At 62.3% G+C, this 18,608-nt stretch carries 16 protein-coding genes and 1 tRNA gene; 14 read left to right on the forward strand and 3 right to left on the reverse strand.

What is annotated here, in order from left to right; all coding sequences use genetic code 11:
• Positions 1 to 191: 191 nt before the first annotated feature.
• Positions 192 to 264, forward strand: a tRNA-Arg gene (locus AC1X6S_RS06900).
• 189 nt (positions 265 to 453) lie between these two features.
• Here AC1X6S_RS06900 and AC1X6S_RS06905 read toward each other — a convergent pair.
• Positions 454 to 1,233: an SDR family oxidoreductase gene (locus AC1X6S_RS06905; protein WP_483405028.1), complete on the reverse strand. Its 780-nt coding sequence runs from the start codon at positions 1,231 to 1,233 to the stop codon at positions 454 to 456.
• Positions 1,234 to 1,708: 475 nt separating this feature from the next.
• Between AC1X6S_RS06905 and AC1X6S_RS06910 the strand changes: the two genes are divergently transcribed.
• Positions 1,709 to 2,296, forward strand: coding sequence for a TetR/AcrR family transcriptional regulator (locus AC1X6S_RS06910; protein ID WP_483405029.1), 588 nt, complete (start codon positions 1,709 to 1,711; stop codon positions 2,294 to 2,296).
• 319 nt (positions 2,297 to 2,615) lie between these two features.
• On the opposite strand, the gene AC1X6S_RS06915 is transcribed toward AC1X6S_RS06910, so the two are convergent.
• Complete coding sequence (locus AC1X6S_RS06915) at positions 2,616 to 3,647, reverse strand: NAD(P)-dependent alcohol dehydrogenase (RefSeq protein WP_483405030.1); 1,032 nt, start codon at positions 3,645 to 3,647, stop codon at positions 2,616 to 2,618.
• A 1,727-nt stretch (positions 3,648 to 5,374) separates the two neighbouring features.
• Here AC1X6S_RS06915 and AC1X6S_RS06920 point away from each other — a divergent pair.
• The 7 genes from AC1X6S_RS06920 to AC1X6S_RS06950 all read left to right on the forward strand — a co-directional run bounded on the left by AC1X6S_RS06920 (position 5,375) and on the right by AC1X6S_RS06950 (position 13,362).
• The gene (locus AC1X6S_RS06920; RefSeq protein WP_483405877.1) at positions 5,375 to 6,379 is read left to right on the forward strand and encodes a LacI family DNA-binding transcriptional regulator; all 1,005 of its coding nucleotides are present in this window, start codon (positions 5,375 to 5,377) and stop codon (positions 6,377 to 6,379) included.
• Between the two features lie 155 nt (positions 6,380 to 6,534).
• On the forward strand, positions 6,535 to 7,344 hold the full coding sequence (locus AC1X6S_RS06925; RefSeq protein WP_483405031.1) for an ABC transporter permease: 810 nt from the start codon (positions 6,535 to 6,537) through the stop codon (positions 7,342 to 7,344).
• A gap of 7 nt (positions 7,345 to 7,351) precedes the next feature.
• Entirely contained in the window at positions 7,352 to 8,332 is a 981-nt protein-coding gene (locus AC1X6S_RS06930; protein WP_483405032.1) for a carbohydrate ABC transporter permease, read from the forward strand.
• A gap of 43 nt (positions 8,333 to 8,375) precedes the next feature.
• Complete coding sequence (locus AC1X6S_RS06935; RefSeq protein WP_483405033.1) at positions 8,376 to 9,989, forward strand: ABC transporter substrate-binding protein; 1,614 nt, start codon at positions 8,376 to 8,378, stop codon at positions 9,987 to 9,989.
• A 90-nt stretch (positions 9,990 to 10,079) separates the two neighbouring features.
• The gene (locus AC1X6S_RS06940) at positions 10,080 to 11,483 is read left to right on the forward strand and encodes a glycoside hydrolase family 32 protein (RefSeq protein WP_483405034.1); all 1,404 of its coding nucleotides are present in this window, start codon (positions 10,080 to 10,082) and stop codon (positions 11,481 to 11,483) included.
• 28 nt (positions 11,484 to 11,511) lie between these two features.
• The gene (locus AC1X6S_RS06945) at positions 11,512 to 12,432 is read left to right on the forward strand and encodes a carbohydrate kinase family protein (RefSeq protein ID WP_483405035.1); all 921 of its coding nucleotides are present in this window, start codon (positions 11,512 to 11,514) and stop codon (positions 12,430 to 12,432) included.
• A gap of 261 nt (positions 12,433 to 12,693) precedes the next feature.
• Positions 12,694 to 13,362, forward strand: coding sequence for a DUF4166 domain-containing protein (locus AC1X6S_RS06950; protein ID WP_483405036.1), 669 nt, complete (start codon positions 12,694 to 12,696; stop codon positions 13,360 to 13,362).
• 146 nt (positions 13,363 to 13,508) lie between these two features.
• On the opposite strand, the gene AC1X6S_RS06955 is transcribed toward AC1X6S_RS06950, so the two are convergent.
• The gene (locus tag AC1X6S_RS06955; RefSeq protein WP_483405037.1) at positions 13,509 to 13,784 is read right to left on the reverse strand and encodes a hypothetical protein; all 276 of its coding nucleotides are present in this window, start codon (positions 13,782 to 13,784) and stop codon (positions 13,509 to 13,511) included.
• A gap of 85 nt (positions 13,785 to 13,869) precedes the next feature.
• On the opposite strand from AC1X6S_RS06955, the gene AC1X6S_RS06960 reads away from it, so the two are divergent.
• The 5 genes from AC1X6S_RS06960 (at position 13,870) to pcaDC (ending at position 18,502) form a co-directional block, all read left to right on the forward strand.
• Positions 13,870 to 14,499 carry a MerR family transcriptional regulator gene (locus AC1X6S_RS06960; protein ID WP_483405038.1) on the forward strand — a complete coding sequence of 210 codons (630 nt, stop codon included), beginning with the start codon at positions 13,870 to 13,872 and terminating at the stop codon, positions 14,497 to 14,499.
• Positions 14,500 to 14,742: 243 nt separating this feature from the next.
• The gene (pcaH, locus tag AC1X6S_RS06965) at positions 14,743 to 15,531 is read left to right on the forward strand and encodes a protocatechuate 3,4-dioxygenase subunit beta (RefSeq protein WP_483405039.1); all 789 of its coding nucleotides are present in this window, start codon (positions 14,743 to 14,745) and stop codon (positions 15,529 to 15,531) included.
• Positions 15,524 to 16,099, forward strand: a complete 576-nt coding sequence (pcaG, locus tag AC1X6S_RS06970) for a protocatechuate 3,4-dioxygenase subunit alpha (RefSeq protein WP_483405040.1) — start codon at positions 15,524 to 15,526, stop codon at positions 16,097 to 16,099. The genes pcaH and pcaG overlap by 8 nt, the downstream gene beginning before the upstream one ends.
• Entirely contained in the window at positions 16,092 to 17,291 is a 1,200-nt protein-coding gene (locus AC1X6S_RS06975) for a lyase family protein (protein ID WP_483405041.1), read from the forward strand. Before pcaG ends, AC1X6S_RS06975 begins: the two co-directional genes overlap by 8 nt.
• On the forward strand, positions 17,288 to 18,502 hold the full coding sequence (pcaDC, locus tag AC1X6S_RS06980; protein WP_483405042.1) for a bifunctional 3-oxoadipate enol-lactonase/4-carboxymuconolactone decarboxylase PcaDC: 1,215 nt from the start codon (positions 17,288 to 17,290) through the stop codon (positions 18,500 to 18,502). The genes AC1X6S_RS06975 and pcaDC overlap by 4 nt, the downstream gene beginning before the upstream one ends.
• Positions 18,503 to 18,608: the final 106 nt, after the last annotated feature.

The following is an 18,608-nucleotide window of genomic DNA, read 5'->3' on the forward strand; positions in this document are numbered from 1 at the left end:
CATGTGACTCCTGATGACGCGGGGAAGCTTTATTGACAAATGTCAACTATAACATTGACAAACATCAATTATAACCCACGCTAAGGGTTCTGTCACGTGACCGTCGCTGCCTCGATTGGCGCGGAGCCGCCGGGTCATGTAGTCTCTAATACGGCCTGCGGAGCGAGAGATTGTCTCCCGGCCAAGCCCATGCGCCCGTAGCTCAACGGATAGAGCATCTGACTACGGATCAGAAGGTTGGGGGTTCGAATCCCTTCGGGCGCACGGTATGCCCCGGAAAGACGCCGATTACGGCTGTCTCTCCGGGGCTTTTTCGTTGGTGCCCCACACTATCCCCACACTTTGAATTGCTGACCGGGTTCTGTGCCCGCGTTCCCTGGGCTTGTTCTGGGAGCGCGGTATACCGCGGGTTCGGGTCTGTCGGTCCGTTACAAGAGCACGGGTGCGTGCCACCTAGACGGTGATCTCCCACTCGGCGGCTTGCGCTTCTCGGGCCTCGCGTTCCGTCGACGGCGGGAAAACGTTGCGGTAGCTGGAAATCTCACCGGTGATGACCTTGACGATCACGTCCACCATTTCCTGCGGGTCGCCCTGCCCCGGGTAGGTAAACGTTGGTAGCTGCCAACCCGGCAGGACCGCCGTCTCCGGGTCGTACCAATAGGACGACGCTTCGATCGCGGTGTCGTTGAAGCCGGTTTGGAAGGGCCCGGGCTCCACAGTCGCCACGGTGACGCCGAGGGGCTTCAGCTCCTCCCGCAACGTGGCGGCGATCGCCTCGATCGCGTACTTCACCGCGGTGTATGCGCCGCCGAAGGGCTGAGCCAGCAGGCCGGCAATGGAAGAGTTGAACACGATCTTGCCGCTGCCGCGAGCGGCCATCTGACGGATGAAGCTCTTCGTCAACTCCAGGGGAGCAAACACGTCCGACTCGAAGTTCGCCCGAATGAGCGACATCGGCATGTCGGTCAGATTTCCGATGTAAGCCACGGCCGCGTTATTGAACAGCACGTCGACGTCATAGCGGAGCGCGTGCGCAACGTCGACCTCGTCGAAAAGGTCGAGCTTGATGACCTCGATGTTCTCCAAGCCGGCGGCCGCGATCTCTTGGCGCAACTGCGTCGCCTGCGGCCAGATCTGCACCCCCGCGATAACCCGATACCCGAGACGGGCCAAATCGAAGGCGGCGAGTCGGCCGAAGCCAGTACCTGCGCCGGTAATAAGAACGGTATTCATGTCGGCCTTCTTTCGTTGGTAACTAACTGGTTGGTATTTAAGGTAAGGGCGCCGTGTGTGAATGTCAACTAGCTAGTTAGTTATTGATGCGCATGACGGCGCCGAAGGGGTGAACCGACGACGAGGATCGAGCGCCACAGCCGAGGTCGCCCAGCATGAGCTGGAGGCTAACGAGGCCAAAACTTCCGCCGCCTTGCGACGAACCGGTGCGGACTTGCCAAAGCGGGCAGGCCGAGCACGAACACGAACGGGTTGGAGATCAGGGGTAAGGGGCAGGCCGCACACGCCCATGGCGGATTCATGAAACTTGGAAACGCCACGCGCGAACGGATACTCGATGCAGTGACCGCTGAGTTCGCGCAGTTCGGGATTGAAGCCATCGAAGGCCCCGCCTCGCCCACTCCGGCATCTCGGACGGGCGCGTCAGTGCGCGACACCAAGCAGGCACCAACTAGTTGGTTCTATCATGGTCACCATGAGAAAAAGTGGGGAAGCGAGCCGAGCCAAGATCCTTGAGGCGGCGAAGACCGAGTTCGCGCAGTACGGTATTGCCGGAGCTCGCGTGGCTCGAATCGCGGACAACGCAGGGGTCAACAAAGCACAGTTGTATGCCTACTTCGTCAGCAAGGAATTGCTGTTTGACGCTGTCTTCGCTGAGGCAATCAACTCGATCATGGACGCCGTCCCCTTCACTCCGGAGGACCTGCCCGGGTACGCGGTCGCGCTCTACGACGACCACCTCGAGCACCCGGAGTTGGTGCGGCTGGCGACGTGGTCTCGGCTCGAGCGGCGGCCCACGGGGCATCTCAGTAGTGAGCTATCGACCGAATATGGCAACAAGGAAATCGCTATCGCGGCGGCGCAGGATGCCGGTCTCGTCGACGAAAAGTTCGATCCCTTCGACATCATCGCGAGCGTTGTCGCCATCTCGATGGCCTGGTCGCCAACGAGCACTGTATTCGCCGCTAGTCCGACGGATCCTGCCGCTGAGCACGAGCGCCGCCGGGATGCCTTGCGAACAATCGTCGCGCGAGGATTCGCGCCGTCGACTCAGCAGATCTGAGCAACTGACTACCGAGGGTCTCGTGAGCGAGTCCATCAATCCACTCGGTGCATACCCTGTGGCAGAGCTGGCCGGCATCGTTGGTGGCGGCACGCGTCATGTGCCGGGGTTACGAACTGCCAGACGGACGAACGAGCAGGCCCGACCCTATGCTCCCGCCGGCCTCGACGACGACGATCGACAGTGCGATCGCCCCGAGCATCCCGGTGAGAAGCAGCGGGTGGGCGCGCCGAAAGCTCGCATGAAGAGGCGTTGAGCGTGAAAACGACGAGCAGGGACACACGGAGCGGCACGGCAACCGACGCGAGCCAGAGGCGTTTCACAGCTCCTTCATGTCGAGGACGAATCGGAACCGGACGTCGTTGCGTTCGAGTCGCTCGAGTGCTGTGTTGACGTCGCGCGCGGGCAGGACCTCGACGTCGGCGGTGATGCCGTGCTCATTGCAGAAGTCCAACATCGCCTGTGTTCCCGTGGTTCCTCCGCCGCCTGCTGAGGCGATGCTCCTTCTCCCGAAGAGCAACGCGAAGGGGTCGAATTGCAGGGAACCGAGCGCGCCGAGAGCGCACAGTGTCCCGTCGAGCGCGAGGGTGTGAAGGTACGGGGTGAGGTCGTGTGGCGCCGAGGCGGTGTCGACGATGAGGTCGAACCGGTTCGCTTGCTCCTGCATGGCCGCCTCATCTCTTGACATGATCACTTCGTCCGCTCCCAAGAGTTCCGCACCGGCGGCCTTCTGCGCGGATGTGGTGAACAGGACGACGTGGGCGCCGAGTGCATGGGCGAACTTCACGGCGAGGTGTCCGAGGCCGCCGAGTCCCACGATTCCGACGGTCTTGCCCGGTCCGGCGCCCCAGGCGATGAGGGGCTCCCAGACCGTGACTCCCGCGCACATGAGGGGAGCGACGCCGGCGGGGTCGAGCTTGTCGGGGAGGGCGTAGACGAACTTCTCCTTCGCTACGTATTCAGTCGAGTACCCGCCTTGAGTCACGGTTCCGTCGATGCGGTCGGTGCTGCCGTAGGTGAGGGTGGGGTATTCCAAGCAGTAATTCTCTTGGTTGGCAAGACACATGTAGCAGGCGCCGCACGAATCGGCGAGGGTTCCGACCGCGACGGGGTCTCCCAGCCGGAATCGAGTGACATCGGTTCCTATCGCCGTGACGAGGCCGACGAATTCGTGCCCTGGGACGAGGGGCTTGTTCCCGTGGCGGTGGATCTCGTTGAGGTCGGAGTGGCAGACTCCACAGAAAGTCACGTCGATGGCGACATCGTCTCCACGCAGATCGCGCCTCTGAATGGTCTGAGCAGTGAGGGGCTGGCCGTCCGTGACAGCGACGAGTGCAGTGGTTTCTCGCATGGGATCTCTTCTTTCGTAGTGGAGTGCGGTTGGTGATGAGGAGCGGACGGATGCGTTTCGGGGAGGCCGGTGCGGAGCTGTGACGGTGACGCCTCTGCGCCGCACCCTGCTGGTCGGAGTCCGATGACGACGGTGTTCTTCTCGTGCGTCTTGGGGTTGGGGTCGATCGTGTGGAGCGCGCCCCCGGACGCGGCGGGCACCCAGAAGCCACTGACGAAGAGCTGGTTCGCGACACCGGCGATGAAGACCGGTCCCGGACGCGTCCCAGGGTCGAGGCGAAGAGAGAGGAACATGGTCAGTTCTACTAACAAACTAGTCGGTTACTGATTTGTCAATAACGTAAGGCCTGCCCGTCCGAAAGTCAACCAACCAGTTAGTCAAACCAGCCGCGGAGGTAGTCTCGCTTCACGCGCCGGACGGCGATGATGTCACCGACACAAGGATCCTGGCGATCGCTCTCGCTCAAGATCCCGAGCTCCGCAGCGGGTTGAGGCGCGCGCAGCTGAGCTGGTGCCGTCCTGGCTGCAGCGCTACCACTCCGCCACCACCCGGCTCTCAGAGGCGGCCCGGGAGGAGTTCGACCGCGTCCGACGTCAGTCCAGCTCGCCCGAACGAACTAATTTCACAATCCCGCCGGGCGCGAACGGTGACCGGCGAGGGGCGACCCATAAGTGGCATGTCCTCTCCGATGAGTTCGGCAACTACCGAGCTGACCTGCAGTCACTCGAGCAGTACGTGCTCGAGACGGAGCTCTGCCATGCAGCTGTCGTTTGGTACCGCAACCCATCGAATCGGGCCAAGATCGCTCTCGTCATTCCCTGGCAGAAGCGGGACGGCTGGCACAGTCTGTACATCGACTTCCTCTTCGTCCACGCATCCGCGGGAGTGCTAAGGCCTTCGATTGTTGACCTGCACGGTGCGTTCATTACGAAGCCGTCGGCAAGCTCAGGGGCCTTGCCGCATACGTCGAGAAGCACCCAGATGTGTTTCACCGTGTGCAGGTCGTTGACCAGCTCGAGGGCCGGTACCGAAATGCTGGATCTGCTCGACGATGGTGTGCGTGCCGCTCCTCACGTACAAGGGCAAGGACACCGACGATGCCGCTGAGCTTTGATGCGCTCAAACCGGTACTGATCGCATCTGCAATGCCCGCCGGAACCCCTCCGGCCGTGCCTCGCTGAGTCATTACTCACGTCGCCGAACCGCTTCGGCGCCGACCGTGATCCGAACCCAGCAACTGCCCAAGTGCTGGGCGGCCCGGTCGGCTGTGGGACGGTTCGAGATGGTCCCGCTTGCTTCGTCACGTTCGTCCGCTCTCTCTACGGATCAAAAGGGCTGGGGGTTCGAATCCCTTCGGGCGCACGGTATGCCCCGGAAAGACGTCGATTACGGCTGTCTCTCCGGGCTTTTTTGTTGGCGCCCTGCGCCGGTCTGGCTCGCCGCTGGCCTGGCAGCGGGATCTCGACTCAGCGCTGTGTCGCTGCACTGCCATGGTCGTCGCCAGCCTGAGTTGATTGAACTCCGAGATTACGGATGCTCAAGGCGCAGGCGATTTGGGATGGCCGTTCACGGGGCGCGCAGGTTGGAGTGGCAGCAATTGCTTACTTCAGCTGAACGCAAATGTCTTTGTTGACGCCGGGGGTGCGAGCGGGTTACTCTGTGTGAGTTATACGAATAACTGGCTTACGAGGAGGTGAGACATGGTACCCAAACGCAATAGCCCGACAATGTGGGAAGTGGCCGAGCGCGCCGGAGTGTCTCAGGCGACGGTCTCCCTCGTGCTCAATAACGTTGGCGGAAGTCGAGTAGCTGACGCGACCAAGGCCCGTGTCCTCGACGCGGTCGAGGAACTTGGTTTCCGCACAAACGCTTTCGCCAGGTCCCTTCGAAGCGGCAAGTCGGGAATGATCGGTTTCATCTCAGACGAAGTCGCAAGCGCCCCCTTCGCCGGCAAACTCCTCAAAGGAAGCCAGCTCTGCGCCTGGGAATCGGGAAACGTTATCCTCAGCGTCGATACGTTCAACGAACCCGAGCTCGAAGCGGCCGCGATCGAAATGATGCTGTCCTACCGCGTTCAAGGCGTCGTTTACGCCTCGATGTACCACCGCGTTCTCGATGTGCCAGCAGCCTTGGCGGGAATACCTACCGTGGTCGTCAATGCGCAGGATCGCGCTCGCCTGGTGCCCAGCGTCTTCCCCGATGAGGAGCTGGGCGGATACACTGCCGCGAAGCATCTAATCGAAGCGGGCCATACGCGGATCGGGATGATCAACATTCAGTCATCTGATAGCGATTTGCCCGCAGGGATCGGTCGACTCGCGGGTTACCGCCGAGCCCTTAATGAAGCTGGCATCGGGGAGGACCCGCGTTTCGTCCGGTATGGTTCCGGAATCGTTGAAGACGGCTTCGACCTGACGCGAGCTCTCATGAAGGAGACTGAGCGACCGACTGCGATCTTTTGTGGCAACGACCGGACCGCGTGGGGCGCATACCGCGCCCTGGAGTCGCTTGACCTTCGCGTGCCGGACGACTGCTCGATCGTCGGCTTTGATAATCAAGACACCCTCGCGCCCTACCTTGACCCTGGGCTGACCACCGTTGCGCTGCCCTATGAGGAGATGGCCCGCCGGGCCGTCGAACTGCTTCTCGCCGCTGAGGAGCCGACCCAAAATCCCATCGAATGTTCATTGGTCCGTCGTGGATCAGTGGCGAGTGCAAAGGTGCCCGCATGACCACAGAAACATCGCCGCAGATAATCTCCCGAGCAAGGCCAGAACTCAAACGCAGTCGAGCGCGTTCGCGCCTACGGCGCGCACTTCAGTCATGGCAGTTATACGTATTACTAACCCCGGCAGTTGTCTACATTGTGCTGTTTAAGTACTGGCCGATGTATGGAGCCCAGATCGCCTTCCGCGACTACAACCCCGCTGACGGGTTCGCCGGCAGTCCGTGGGTCGGGTTGGAGCACTTCATCCGATTTGTCGAGTCGTTCCAATTCGAGCGACTTCTGGTGAACACTCTGACCGTGAACGCGCTGGGTTTGCTGCTCGCGTTCCCGGTGCCGATAATCCTCGCGCTCATCGTGAACCAGCTGCAGAGCGACCGATTCAAGAAGCTCACTCAGACTGTGCTGTACTCGCCGTCCTTCATTTCGGTCGTCGTTGTGGTCGGGATGATCCACCTGCTGTTCTCTCCGCGATCAGGAATCGTCAACAACGCGATCGTGACCTTTGGGGGCGACCCGATTTTCTTTATGGGGTCTCCGGACTGGTTCCGGCCGTTGTACATCGGGTCGGACATCTGGCAGAACGCCGGTTTCTCGATGATCGTTTACCTCGCGGCGCTCACTGCGATCGACCCTGCGCTGCACGAAGCCGCTCGAGTCGACGGAGCGAATAAGTGGCAGCGGATCCGGCACATCGACATCCCCGGCATCATGCCGGTAATCACGATCCTATTTATCCTCGCGATCGGCAACCTGTTCAACCTCGGCTTCGAGAAGGTCCTGCTGATGCAAACCGATCTCAACCTGCCCACGTCCGAAGTCATCCAAACCTATGTCTACAAAGCGGGCTTGCAACAAGCACAGTTCAGCTACTCAGCCGCAATTGGGCTGTTCAACTCCCTAATCAACCTCGTTCTGCTGCTGACCTTCAACTGGGTCGCCCGCCGTTCGGGCCAATCGAGCCTTTGGTGATGACGCCATGACCCACACACTTCCCAGTGCACCTGAACGACTTGTGAAGTCGTCGCCCTCCGCTGACGGCCTGGAGTACCCGCGGCCGAAAAAACGGGGCAGCGTCGGCAATCGTTTTGCAGACCCGGTTTTCAACACGATCGCGATTGGCACTCTCGTTCTGGCCATGGTCGCCATCATCTACCCGATGTACTTCATCGTCATCGCCTCCGTTAGCGAGCCGACCGAGATCCTCAACGGAAACGTGTGGTTATGGCCACAAGGGTTCACGATCGAGGGCTATACGCGGATCTTCTCCGACCCAACCATTCTCCGCGGGTTCGGCAACTCCGTCCTGTATACCGTGCTGGGAACGATCATCAGCGTCACGACGATTCTCTGTGCCGCATATGCGTTGTCCCGGAAAGATCTCTACGGGCGCACGTTCTTCATGCTGCTGTTCATCATCACGATGTTCATCGACGGTGGTCTCATCGCCCGCTACCTGGTCGTTCGCGACCTCGGCATGCTGGACACCATCTGGGCTGTTGTGCTGCCGGGAGCGGTCGGAGTGTGGAACCTCATCATCGCCAGGGCCTTCTTCGAGAACAACGTTCCTGGGGAGCTCCGCGACGCCGCGCAGATGGACGGAGCCAACGACTTTCGATTCTTCTTCAGCATCGTGCTGCCGCTGTCCAAACCACTGATTTTCCTTATGATCATGATCCACCTCGTGGCCAACTGGAACGCGTTCTTCGACGCCTTGATCTTCCTCGACGACGACAGCAAATACCCCCTTCAGCTAGTGCTCCGCAACGTGCTCATACAGTCCGAAGTGACTTCCGCAGGAGGCACCGGGGCACTGGATTCCTACGCTGCCGCACAACGCCTGGGAGAACTGATCAAGTACGGAATGATCGTCATCTCCACGATCCCGCTGCTGATCGTCCTTCCTTTCATGCAGAAGCACTTCACCAAGGGCGCACTGCTTGGCGCCGTCAAGAGCTAACCACCTTCCTCCCTCCACCACACCTCGAACAAAAGGAAAGAACATGAGACATCGCCGTTTCTACACTGCTACCGCGATCGCTATCGCGGGCAGCGTCCTCCTCGCCGGCTGCGCAGGCGGAGGGGACGCCAAGAAAATCGAAGACAAGTCAGCTGACTTCGGCTTCAACGAAGAAGGTCTCCCGATTGTCGACAAAACTCTCGCTCTCACCTTCGGCGGCACCAAATCAGCTCTCGCTCCCGACTACTCCGAGATGGAACTCGTCAAACAGTGGGAGAAAGACACCAACATCGCAATCACGTGGAAGAACCTCCCCGAGCAGGTGTATGCCGAGAAGAAGAACCTCATGTTAGCCAGCGATGAGCTGCCCGATGTCCTCTACAACTCAGGGCTCACGGACGCAGAGATCGTTGAGAATGGCGACAACGGGACTCTGTTGCCGCTCGAGGACCTCATCAAGGAACATGCACCAACGCTTTCCGGGATACTCAAGGATCGGCCCGACATTCGAGCTGCCATCACAGCTTCCGACGGCCACATCTACACCCTCCCGTCGGTGGAAGAGCTTGGCGTTCTGCAGTACCCGAACTTCCTCTACATCAACAAGTCCTGGCTCGACGCGCTCGGATTACCCATGCCCTCCACCATTGAGGACTACCGGGTGGCCCTTGAAGCTTTCAAGACCCAGGACCCAAACGGTAACGGGAAAGCAGATGAGATCCCGCTGTCATTCCGAACAGATTCTTTCTGTGCAAACCCTAATGACCTGATCGCTGCCCTCGGCGGGCAGCCGGAGAACAACGACCACCGGATCGTCCGGGACGACAAAGTCGAATTCACCGCGAACACCGATGGTTACAAAGCCGGCGTCGAAGCGCTGGCCGACTGGTACGCCGACGGCCTGATCGACCCCGAGTCCTTCTCCCAGGACGATGTCGCATACCTGTCCAAAGGCAAGTCAGCGACCCCGGTGCTCGGTTCCTTCTTCTGGTGGGAGCTGAAAGAGATGGTCGGCGACGACCGGGTGGGCGACTACGAAATGGTCGGCATTCTCGAAGGCGTCAACGGCGAGAAGCTGGCAAGCGTTGCCAACAACCAAGAAATTGGCCGCGGCGCAATGGTGATCACCCGTGCGAACGAATACCCCGCGGCCACGATGCGTTGGGCTGACCGGCTGTTCGACCCGGTGATGTCTGCGCAGGCCAACTGGGGGCCGATCGGCGTCACTCTTGAAGAAGACGAGAACGGCGTCCTTCAGCAGATCCCCGCAGCAGCAGGAGAATCCGAAGGTGAACGCCGCCAAAAGGTCGCCCCCGGTGGACCTAAGGTCACAACCAAAGAGGACTTCGAAAGCGTCGTCGCGCCCGAGCCCCGCGCCAAGGAACGACAGGACCTCGTCGCAGAGTACTACTCGCCATACAAGGCGAACGATGCTTACCCGCCCGTGATGTTGTCGAACGACGAGCTGAAGCAGGTGTCCTTCGCTGCCACCGATATCAACACTTTCGTCAAAGAGAAGTTCGCATCCTGGATCGTCAACGGCACCGTCGATGACGAATGGAAGGGATACGTCTCCCAGCTCGAGTCCATGGGCGTCGACGACGTCATCGCGACCTATCAGAGCGCCTATGACCGTTTCCAGCAAGGCGGGAAGTAACCGTTCGCCGGTGCGGGAGACACTCTCCCGCACCGGCGTCACAACCGTTTCGCCCGAGTATTGACCCCACCGATCCATCAGGAGTTCTTTGTGACCGCCCCCCGCCCCGAAGTAGCGACAGTCGCCGACCAAACCAACGGCGCCCCGGCGCGCCCGGCCGCACATTTCACCGCTGCCACGTCGTGGCTCAATGATCCCAACGGACTCCTCTATTACGCCGGTATCTATCACCTGTTCTTCCAGACCAACCCACACGCGAATGTGTGGGGGAACCTGTCGTGGGGGCATGCAACGTCCACTGATCTCGTCACCTGGGTCGAGCAGGACATTGCGATTTCGTACACGGCAGACGAAATGGTGTTCTCCGGTAGCGCCGTGGCCGATGTTCACAACACTGCTGGTTTCGCGAAGGAGGGCGAGACCGCGCTCGTCGCGATCTACACCAGCGCTCGTCCACCCCGCGACGACCTTCCCGGAAACCAGGCCCAGTCACTCGCATACAGCGTTGACAGCGGAGCAACGTGGACCCGCTACTCCGGTAACCCGGTGTTGGACATCGGATCTGACGAGTTCCGCGACCCCAAGGTGTTTTGGCACGGCGGCATCTACGGACACTGGGTCATGGTCGCGGTAGAAGCAGTCGCCCGCCAGGTCGTTATCTATACCTCCGCCAACCTCCGAAACTGGACCCTGCGATCACGCTTCGGCCCCGCTCACGCCGTAGAGGGCGTCTGGGAGTGCCCGGACCTGTTCCCCCTCCGCGTGGACGGCACGGACGAGACCCGTTGGGTGCTCGTCGTCAGCCTTAACCCCGGCGGCATCGCCGGTGGGTCCGGTTCTCAGTACTTTGTCGGCGACTTCGATGGGACGACCTTCACCCCGGAACGGCTCTCCAATTCTGTCGATCTGGCCGACTACGACTGGCTGGACTACGGCCGTGACTACTACGCGCCGGTCTCATTCAACGACGCTCCGGACGGACGTCGCCTGATGATCGGTTGGGCCAGCAACTGGCAATACGCTGGTCAAACGCCAACGCACCCGTGGCGTTCCGCCATGTCCTTGGTGCGCGAAGTCACACTCGTCCGCGACCACAGCGGCCGGTACCGAGTCCGACAACAGCCCGTGCTACCCGCCGGCACTTCTGGCGTCACCGTCTTCGACCTGTCCGTCCCGTGCGGGGCGGATGACAGAACGGCCGTGGTCCTTACCGGGGAGACCGGCACCGATCGCGTCGTCATCACGATCGACGGAGATGACAAGAGCATCACATTCGACCGCACCCAGAGCGGAAACGTGACGTTCCACCCTGAGTTCCCATCTGTGGACTGGGCGCCGATCCCTGCTGGGTACATGAGCGAGATTGACCTACTCGTCATCGTTGATTCCTCGATCGTCGAGGTCTACGCCGCCGGAGGTCTCGTCGCTTTCACCGAGCAGGTCTACCCGTCAGCGCCGTTAACCGAGCTCCACGTTGAACAGCTCACGCCCTAGCGACAACGAGCAGAGCGTCGGAGGAAAAGTGGCCAACAGAAACTACTCATCAGCGGAACGCGAGGTGCTCGTGGTGGGGGAGACGATCATAGACATCGTCGAACGCGACGGAACTCGTACCGAGCACGTCGGCGGGTCACCGGCGAACGTCGCCCTCAGCCTTGGCCGACTCGGCCACGAGGTGCGACTCGTGACCTACATCGCCGACGACGAGCGCGGGCGGCAGGCCAGGGCACACCTCAGCGAGTCACACGTGGATGTGATTTCGAGTGACGCCAAGCGAACACCGACGGCGCTTGCGCGTATACAAGCAGACGGCTCCGCGCAGTACACATTCGACATCATCTGGGAACCGGTCGTGCCAGAACTCGGACAAGCGGGTCACGTCCACATCGGTTCCATCGCCGCATTTCTCCTCCCGGGCGCTGATCAAGTCCGTGAACTTCTGCGATCGCTTCCGGCCGGGGTCACAAGCAGTCTCGACCCGAACATACGACCCTCGATTATCGGAGCAAAAGATGACGCTCTCGAACGGTTTGAAACGCTGGCTTCCCTCGCCGATGTCGTAAAGATGAGTGACGAAGACGCACAATGGCTCTACTCCGACCTACCTCCGGAGAATGTGATCGAACGACTGCTCGATCTCGGCGTCCGACTGGCCGTCATCACGCAGGGAAGCGACGGAATGGTTCTCGCTTCACGACACGCGAGCGTCCTCGTCCCGGCGGCTCGGATCACCGTCGCTGACACCATCGGGTCAGGGGACTCCGCAATGGGGGCAATCATCGACGACGTTCGACGATACGGGCTCGAAGACCTCACACCGTCTGCGCTTGGCCGTCTAGGAGCTTGGGCCGCCACTGTAGCGGGCATCACAACGTCCCGGACGGGTTCGAATCCACCGTATCGGGCTGAGCTCACAAGCGTTCGGTATGGCGACGGGGCCTGAGACGAAAATTCTCTTGATGACGCGCCTCAGATCGGCTCGTAGGAAATTGGTTTGAGGAAACGATCAAGCCAAATACTCGGGCGAGGCCTGCGTGCGACGTTCGGCCCGAGACACGCTTCGGGTTGCGGCCGTGGCGCCCGATGGTGCTGCAAGCTGATGTGATGGTGAACACAACCTGAAGCCGACGGGATGTGTGGGAGCTCCGCGACGCGGAAGCGGAATGACTCAGGCTCCGGCCACCAGGGGCGCTCTGGAGAACCCGTGACATCGATCTTCGAACAGGCCCTCGGCCCCGACTTTCAGCGGCTGCACCCGATGCTGCAACGGCGGTTTGGGGTCGGACTTGATGCGGGCTACGGATGTGTCGGCCGCGGCACGATGGCCCACATCAAGCGAGGGCCGTGGTGGACAGTCCCGTTCCTTCGTTTGGGTAAGTTTCGCAACATTCTGATTCCCGACCTCGGGGCCAACGTGCCGTTCACCATCGAAAATTACCCCTACCGCGATCCGTATGGGCGCGAGACCGTCACCTTCGTGCGCGAGTACCGCGTGCGCCGCACACCCAGCAGATTCGACGCGACGATGATCCTGAGCGACGGGAAGGTGGTCGACTACCTGGGGACGCATCAACACCTCGCGGTTGACCTGGACCTGTCCGTCGGACCAGACGGATCCTTGCGTCTGCGTTCTGATGCCCAACGCTTTTACGAGGGACCTGTCGCGTTCCGATTTCCCATGCTGTTCAGTGGGAGAGCCGAATTGCATGAGTCATTCGATGATGAGGCGAACGTCTACCGGATCCGCCTCGAGGTGAGGAATCGTGTCTTTGGATTCCTCTTCGGCTACGACGGTGAGTTCACCTGCGACTATGTTCCAGCCTCTGACGCCCCCGATCGGTTGAAGCCGCGGCGTCACGAGCGTCGAGTCTAGGCAGGCGAAGGGGACAGGCGGCATCCGTGATGCAGCCCCGGGCGACGCCGATCACGGCCGTCTCTCCGGGGCTGTTTCGTTGGTATGCATGGGCCGTTGGTTCGGCCTCATGGAACAGGCCAGACAAGGGTCGTTCCCGCCTCTGGCTAGTGATGTGCACGCATCCGGGCAACCTCTGCCTGGACCCGTTCCTCCGAGACGCCACCGTGCCGTCCAAAGAGGGGAATGCCCCAGGCGAGCGCGGCGATCAGCATTCCGATGATGGGCCAGACGGGCCAGAAGTAGCCTTCGGGAGTCGTGAGGTACCAGATGATCACCTGGACGGCGGCGATGGCCGCCAGCGCTGCGAACACCCATTTGTATGTCGTCTTCGCGATCACGCGTTGACGGGCGGCCTGGTAGAGATCAGTGGAATTGGACATTGTGCGACTTCCTTCGTTTGGTGGAACTCGATTGGATACTTGACTATCTAATGATAAGATACTCCTAATATCCAATGGGGGCAAGATGCAAATTTCAGAACTCGTTCGCCGGGCCGATGTGCCGCTGGCGACGGTCAAGTTCTACATCCGGGAGGGCATGCTGCCTCCCGGTCGCAGCACCAGCGCAACCCGCGCGGAGTACGACGAAAAGCACCTCGACAGGTTGCGACTGATCCGGTCGCTCACGATCGTTGCTGGGCTTCCCCTGAACCGGGTGAAGAAGATTCTCGCCGTGATCGATCACCCTGAAGGAACCATCTACGACATGCTCGGGCGGGCGGTCGAGGCTCTCGCGAGTAGCAATCCGAGCGACGAGTCAGCTGGCGATGAGACGGATCGCTACCCGCGCGCCGCTGCGGCGCTGGCTGCTCTGCCGCCGACCTACAACGCGTCGAACGAGCGCATGGCCGCGTTCGCTCAACTGGATGAGGCACTGCTCGCCGCCGAAGAGGCCGGGATTCCGGTTACTCCGGCCCGATTGCGGCTCTACGGCGACCACATCATGGCAATGGCGCGGGCGGAAATCGATGGGATGCCGACCGGCGACCCGGAGGCGGCTCTGCAGTATGCGGTACTGGGCACGGCTCTGTACGAGCCCATTTTGGCGGCGATCCGTCGGCTCGCGCATCAAAATCTCACCGTTAACGCACGCTAGAGGTCACCCGTGACCGTGCTACCGCGTTCTGCGATTGCAATACGGTCTACAGCCAACCGATGGTGCGCGGGAGGTGGCCTGTCCCACTGAATGAAACGTCCGCCGCCCTGCCCTGCCCGACGGGGCAGGGTTATCAGCAACCTTCCATTCCGGGGGAGGTTCCACCATGCGCGAGGAGCGTCACTGGTCAGATTGGCGCTGCCGGGTTCCAACAGCCGTCCGCCTCCGACGAGAAAGGACGTCATGACGAATCAGACGCCAGAAACCCAGACGACGATTTCGGACGAGATCGCGGCGCTGCATGCTGAGCACGCTGCACGGGCGCACAGCGCCGGACGTCCGCTCGCGCCGCACCCGCCGCGCAACTTCGCACCGTATCGCAGCACCGTTCTTCGGCATCCGACCCACGAACTCGTGCGAGCGGACCCGGAGGAAATCGAACTGGTGTCACCCGCCTTCGGCCACACGGATGTGGCCGCGGAGGAGAACGACCTCACGATCCAGCACCCGGGCGAACCGCTCGGCGAACGCATCATTGTGACCGGCCGTGTGATGGACGGAGACGGTCGCCCGGTGCGGAACCAGCTCGTTGAGATCTGGCAGGCGAATGCGTCGGGGCGTTACGTGCACAAGCGCGACCAGCATCCGGCTCCCCTCGACCCGAACTTCACCGGGGTCGGGCGGCTGATCACGGGTGACAACGGCGAATACCGGCTCACGACCATCAAGCCGGGCGCCTACCCCTGGAAGAACCACCGCAATGCCTGGCGGCCGGCGCACATCCACTTCTCGTTCTTCGGTTCCGCGTTCACGCAGCGACTGATCACCCAGATGTACTTCCCCGGTGACCCGTTGTTCGGCCTGGACCCGATCTACCAGTCCATCGTCGATCCCGCCGCGAGGGAACGGCTCGTCGCGCGCTACGACCATGACGTCAGCGAACCGGAGTGGGCGATCGGCTACCGCTGGGACGTGGTCCTCACCGGGCCACGATCAACCTGGATGGAACCGGAGGATTCCGATCATGCCTGAAACAACACCAGGTCAGACGCCGTCACAGACGGTTGGCCCCTTCTTCGGCTACGCCCTGCCGTACCCCGGGGGTCCGCAGGTCGCAGCCCCGTGGCACGCCGACGGCATCCGCTTTCACGGAACCGTCTTCGACGGTGCCGGTAAACCCATTCCCGACGCCATCGTCGAAATCTGGCATGCGGATGCCTCGGGGCAGGTGATTTCCGAGCGAGGGAGTCTCGAGCGGGACGGCTACACGGTGACGGGATTCGGCCGCGCCGCCGTCGACAGGGCGGGCAACTACAGCTTCTCGACAATCAAACCGGGTCCAACCCGGCCGGATGCCGCGCCCTATGTCCTCGTCACAGTCTTTGCCCGCGGGCTCACCCACCACTTGTTTACCCGCGCGTACTTCGGAGATGAGGCCGGACGCAACGACGCTGACCCGTTCCTGGGGCGCGTGGATCCGGCGCGTCGGGGCACGCTGATCGCGGCCCAGGATGCCGAGAGGAGCTACCGTTTCGATATACGACTGCAGGGCGACGGCGAAACCGTCTTCCTGAATTTCGATGCGGAGATTCATGGCTGAGCGTCCGAAGGTGGCGGCGACCGACTGGGGGCTGCTTGAACCCCTCGCCGTAACCGCTGCGATCACATCGGACGACGCCGTCCTCCAAGCGCTCGTCGACGTGGAGCGCGCACTGGTTCTGGCGCGTGGCCACGTTCTCGGTGAAGACCTCAGCGAGGTGTCCCAGGCACTGCAGAGCGCGAAGCTCGATCGGTCCGAGCTGATTGCCGGGAGCCGCGCGGGCGGTGTGCCCGTCATCCCGCTTGTGGTCCAACTTCGCTCACTGGCCGAGTCAGCGGTCCCCGGCTCTGGCGTTCACGTCCACCAGGGCGCGACCAGCCAGGACATCCTCGATACCGCTCTCATGCTCGTCGCGCAGAGGGCTCTGGGCGATGCCCGCGAACGCCTGCGCACCGCGGGCGAGAGCCTCGTCGCTCTCGCTATCGGCGAGCGGTACACACTCTCGATCGGGCGAACGCTGGGGCAGCACGCCGCTCAGAGCACAGTGGGGGTGTCCGTCGCCGGCTGGCTCGACGGCGTCACCGCGGCGATGGGCGCTCTGACCACGGCCGGTTTCCCGGTGCAGCTCGCTGGCGCCGTTGGCACTGGCGAGGACTTCGATCGCGAGGCAGGCGTGCCGCACACGGCAGACCGGTTGCGCTCGGCGCTGGCTGGCCAGCTGGGGCTCGTCGACCCCGAGTGCTCCTGGCACACCGAGCGGAGCCACGTCCTCCGGGTTGCCTCGGCCGCAGCCCTTGTCACAGCGGCCCTCGGACGGATCGGCCGGGACGTGGCATTTCTCGCGCGCACCGAGATCGGCGAAGCATCGCTCGGCGCAACGGGCGGATCCTCGGCGATGCCGCACAAGCGCAACCCGGTTGATGCGGTGCTTCTCACGGCAAACGGGTTGCAGGCGCCGGGGCTGGTGGCGACGGTCCACTCGGCAGCGGTCTCGCAGGATGCCAGACCGGCCGGGGAGTGGCACGCCGAATGGTCGGCATTCCGTGGTCTCCTGAGGCTAGCCCTCGAGAGTTCGGATGCCGCAGCGTCGATGTTCGCACGTCTCAGCTTTGATCGATCAGCGGTCGAGGCGAATCGCCTCCTCAGCCCTGGTCTCGAGCGGGATCCCGCAGCCACTCGCGTCGCATCCGATCGCATCATCGAGTCGGCCATCGGCCGCTTTCGAGCCGTAGAGCGCAAGGAGCAGCGATGACCGTCCCCCGCCTGATCGGCTCGATCACTCCGGCAGCACCCGATGCCACGGCGAGCGAACTCCTCGTGCTGCTGCCGTCGCTCGGCACGACCACCGCGGTGTGGGACGGCGTCGTCGGGGAACTCTCGCGAGAGTTGCCTCAGGTCCGCATTCTCCGCGTCGACCTTCCCGGGCACGGCGCGAGTCCCCCGACGCGAGAGTCGTTCAGCATCGCTGACCTTGCTGAGGCGGTGCTCCGGATTGTCGACGAACTGGGCGGCGGTCGGTTCCATGTCGCCGGGCTCTCCCTCGGCGGCACGATCGCCCTCGAGCTCGCCTCGACCCATCCGGAACGGCTGCTGAGTCTTGCGTTGTTCTGCAGCGGTTCCCGCATCGGCGATGCCGAGGGCTGGGCAGAACGTGCAGATCAGGTTCGACGTTCAGGAACGGCATCCCTCGTCGCAGGCAGTGCCGCACGCTGGTATGCGCCGGGTTACCTCGAGAACAACCCGAACGGCCAGGGGGCCAGGGGGCTCGGCACTCTTATCGAGGTGGACGACGAGTCATACGCCCTGTGCACGGATGCCCTGGGGCGCTTCGATCGGACGCCCTCGCTCGCAGGCATCGAGGTGGACGCTCTGCTCGTGAGCGGAGAGCGCGACCAGGTCACGACCACCGCCTCGATGAGAGCCATGGCCAATGTGATGCCCCGCGCACGTTTCGCGGAGCTGGCCGGCGCATCGCACCTCGCTCCGCTCGAAAAGCCCGCCGAGGCAGCGTCGCTGCTGGTGGGGCTCATGCGCGCTGCGGGCGACACTTTGCCGGCGACACCGTACGACACAGGAACGGCGGTGCGCCGGGCTGTCCTCGGTGATGCCCACGTGGATGCCGCGCTTGGGGCGATCACTCCGGAGACCGCCGCATTCCAGGACTTCATCACCCGCTACGCCTGGGGTGAGATCTGGGCTCGGACCCAACTGTCCCGCCGCGAGCGGAGCATCGCCACCCTGGCGTCCCTCGTCACCGGTGGGCACGAAGCCGAAATCCGGATGCATGTGCGTGCTGCTTTGCGCAACGGGCTCGGCCGCAGCGACATCGCCGAGGTGATCCTCCACACCGCCCTCTATGCGGGGCTGCCTTCGGCCAACGCAGCGCTCGCCATCATGCGCGCGGTGTTCGCCGAGTCGGATGATGCCGAGTCGGATGATGACAGCGTCCACGCGTCGGACTAGCTTTCTCGGTTGTGTCCCATTCGGCGAGACAACTCTCCACCCACCTTCCGCTTGGATCCAAAGTCAGAGAGTGATCGCACGCGTGCGCTTCACGACCCCGAACTGT

The sequence above is a fragment of the Mycetocola sp. Y442 genome, from assembly GCF_056898615.1.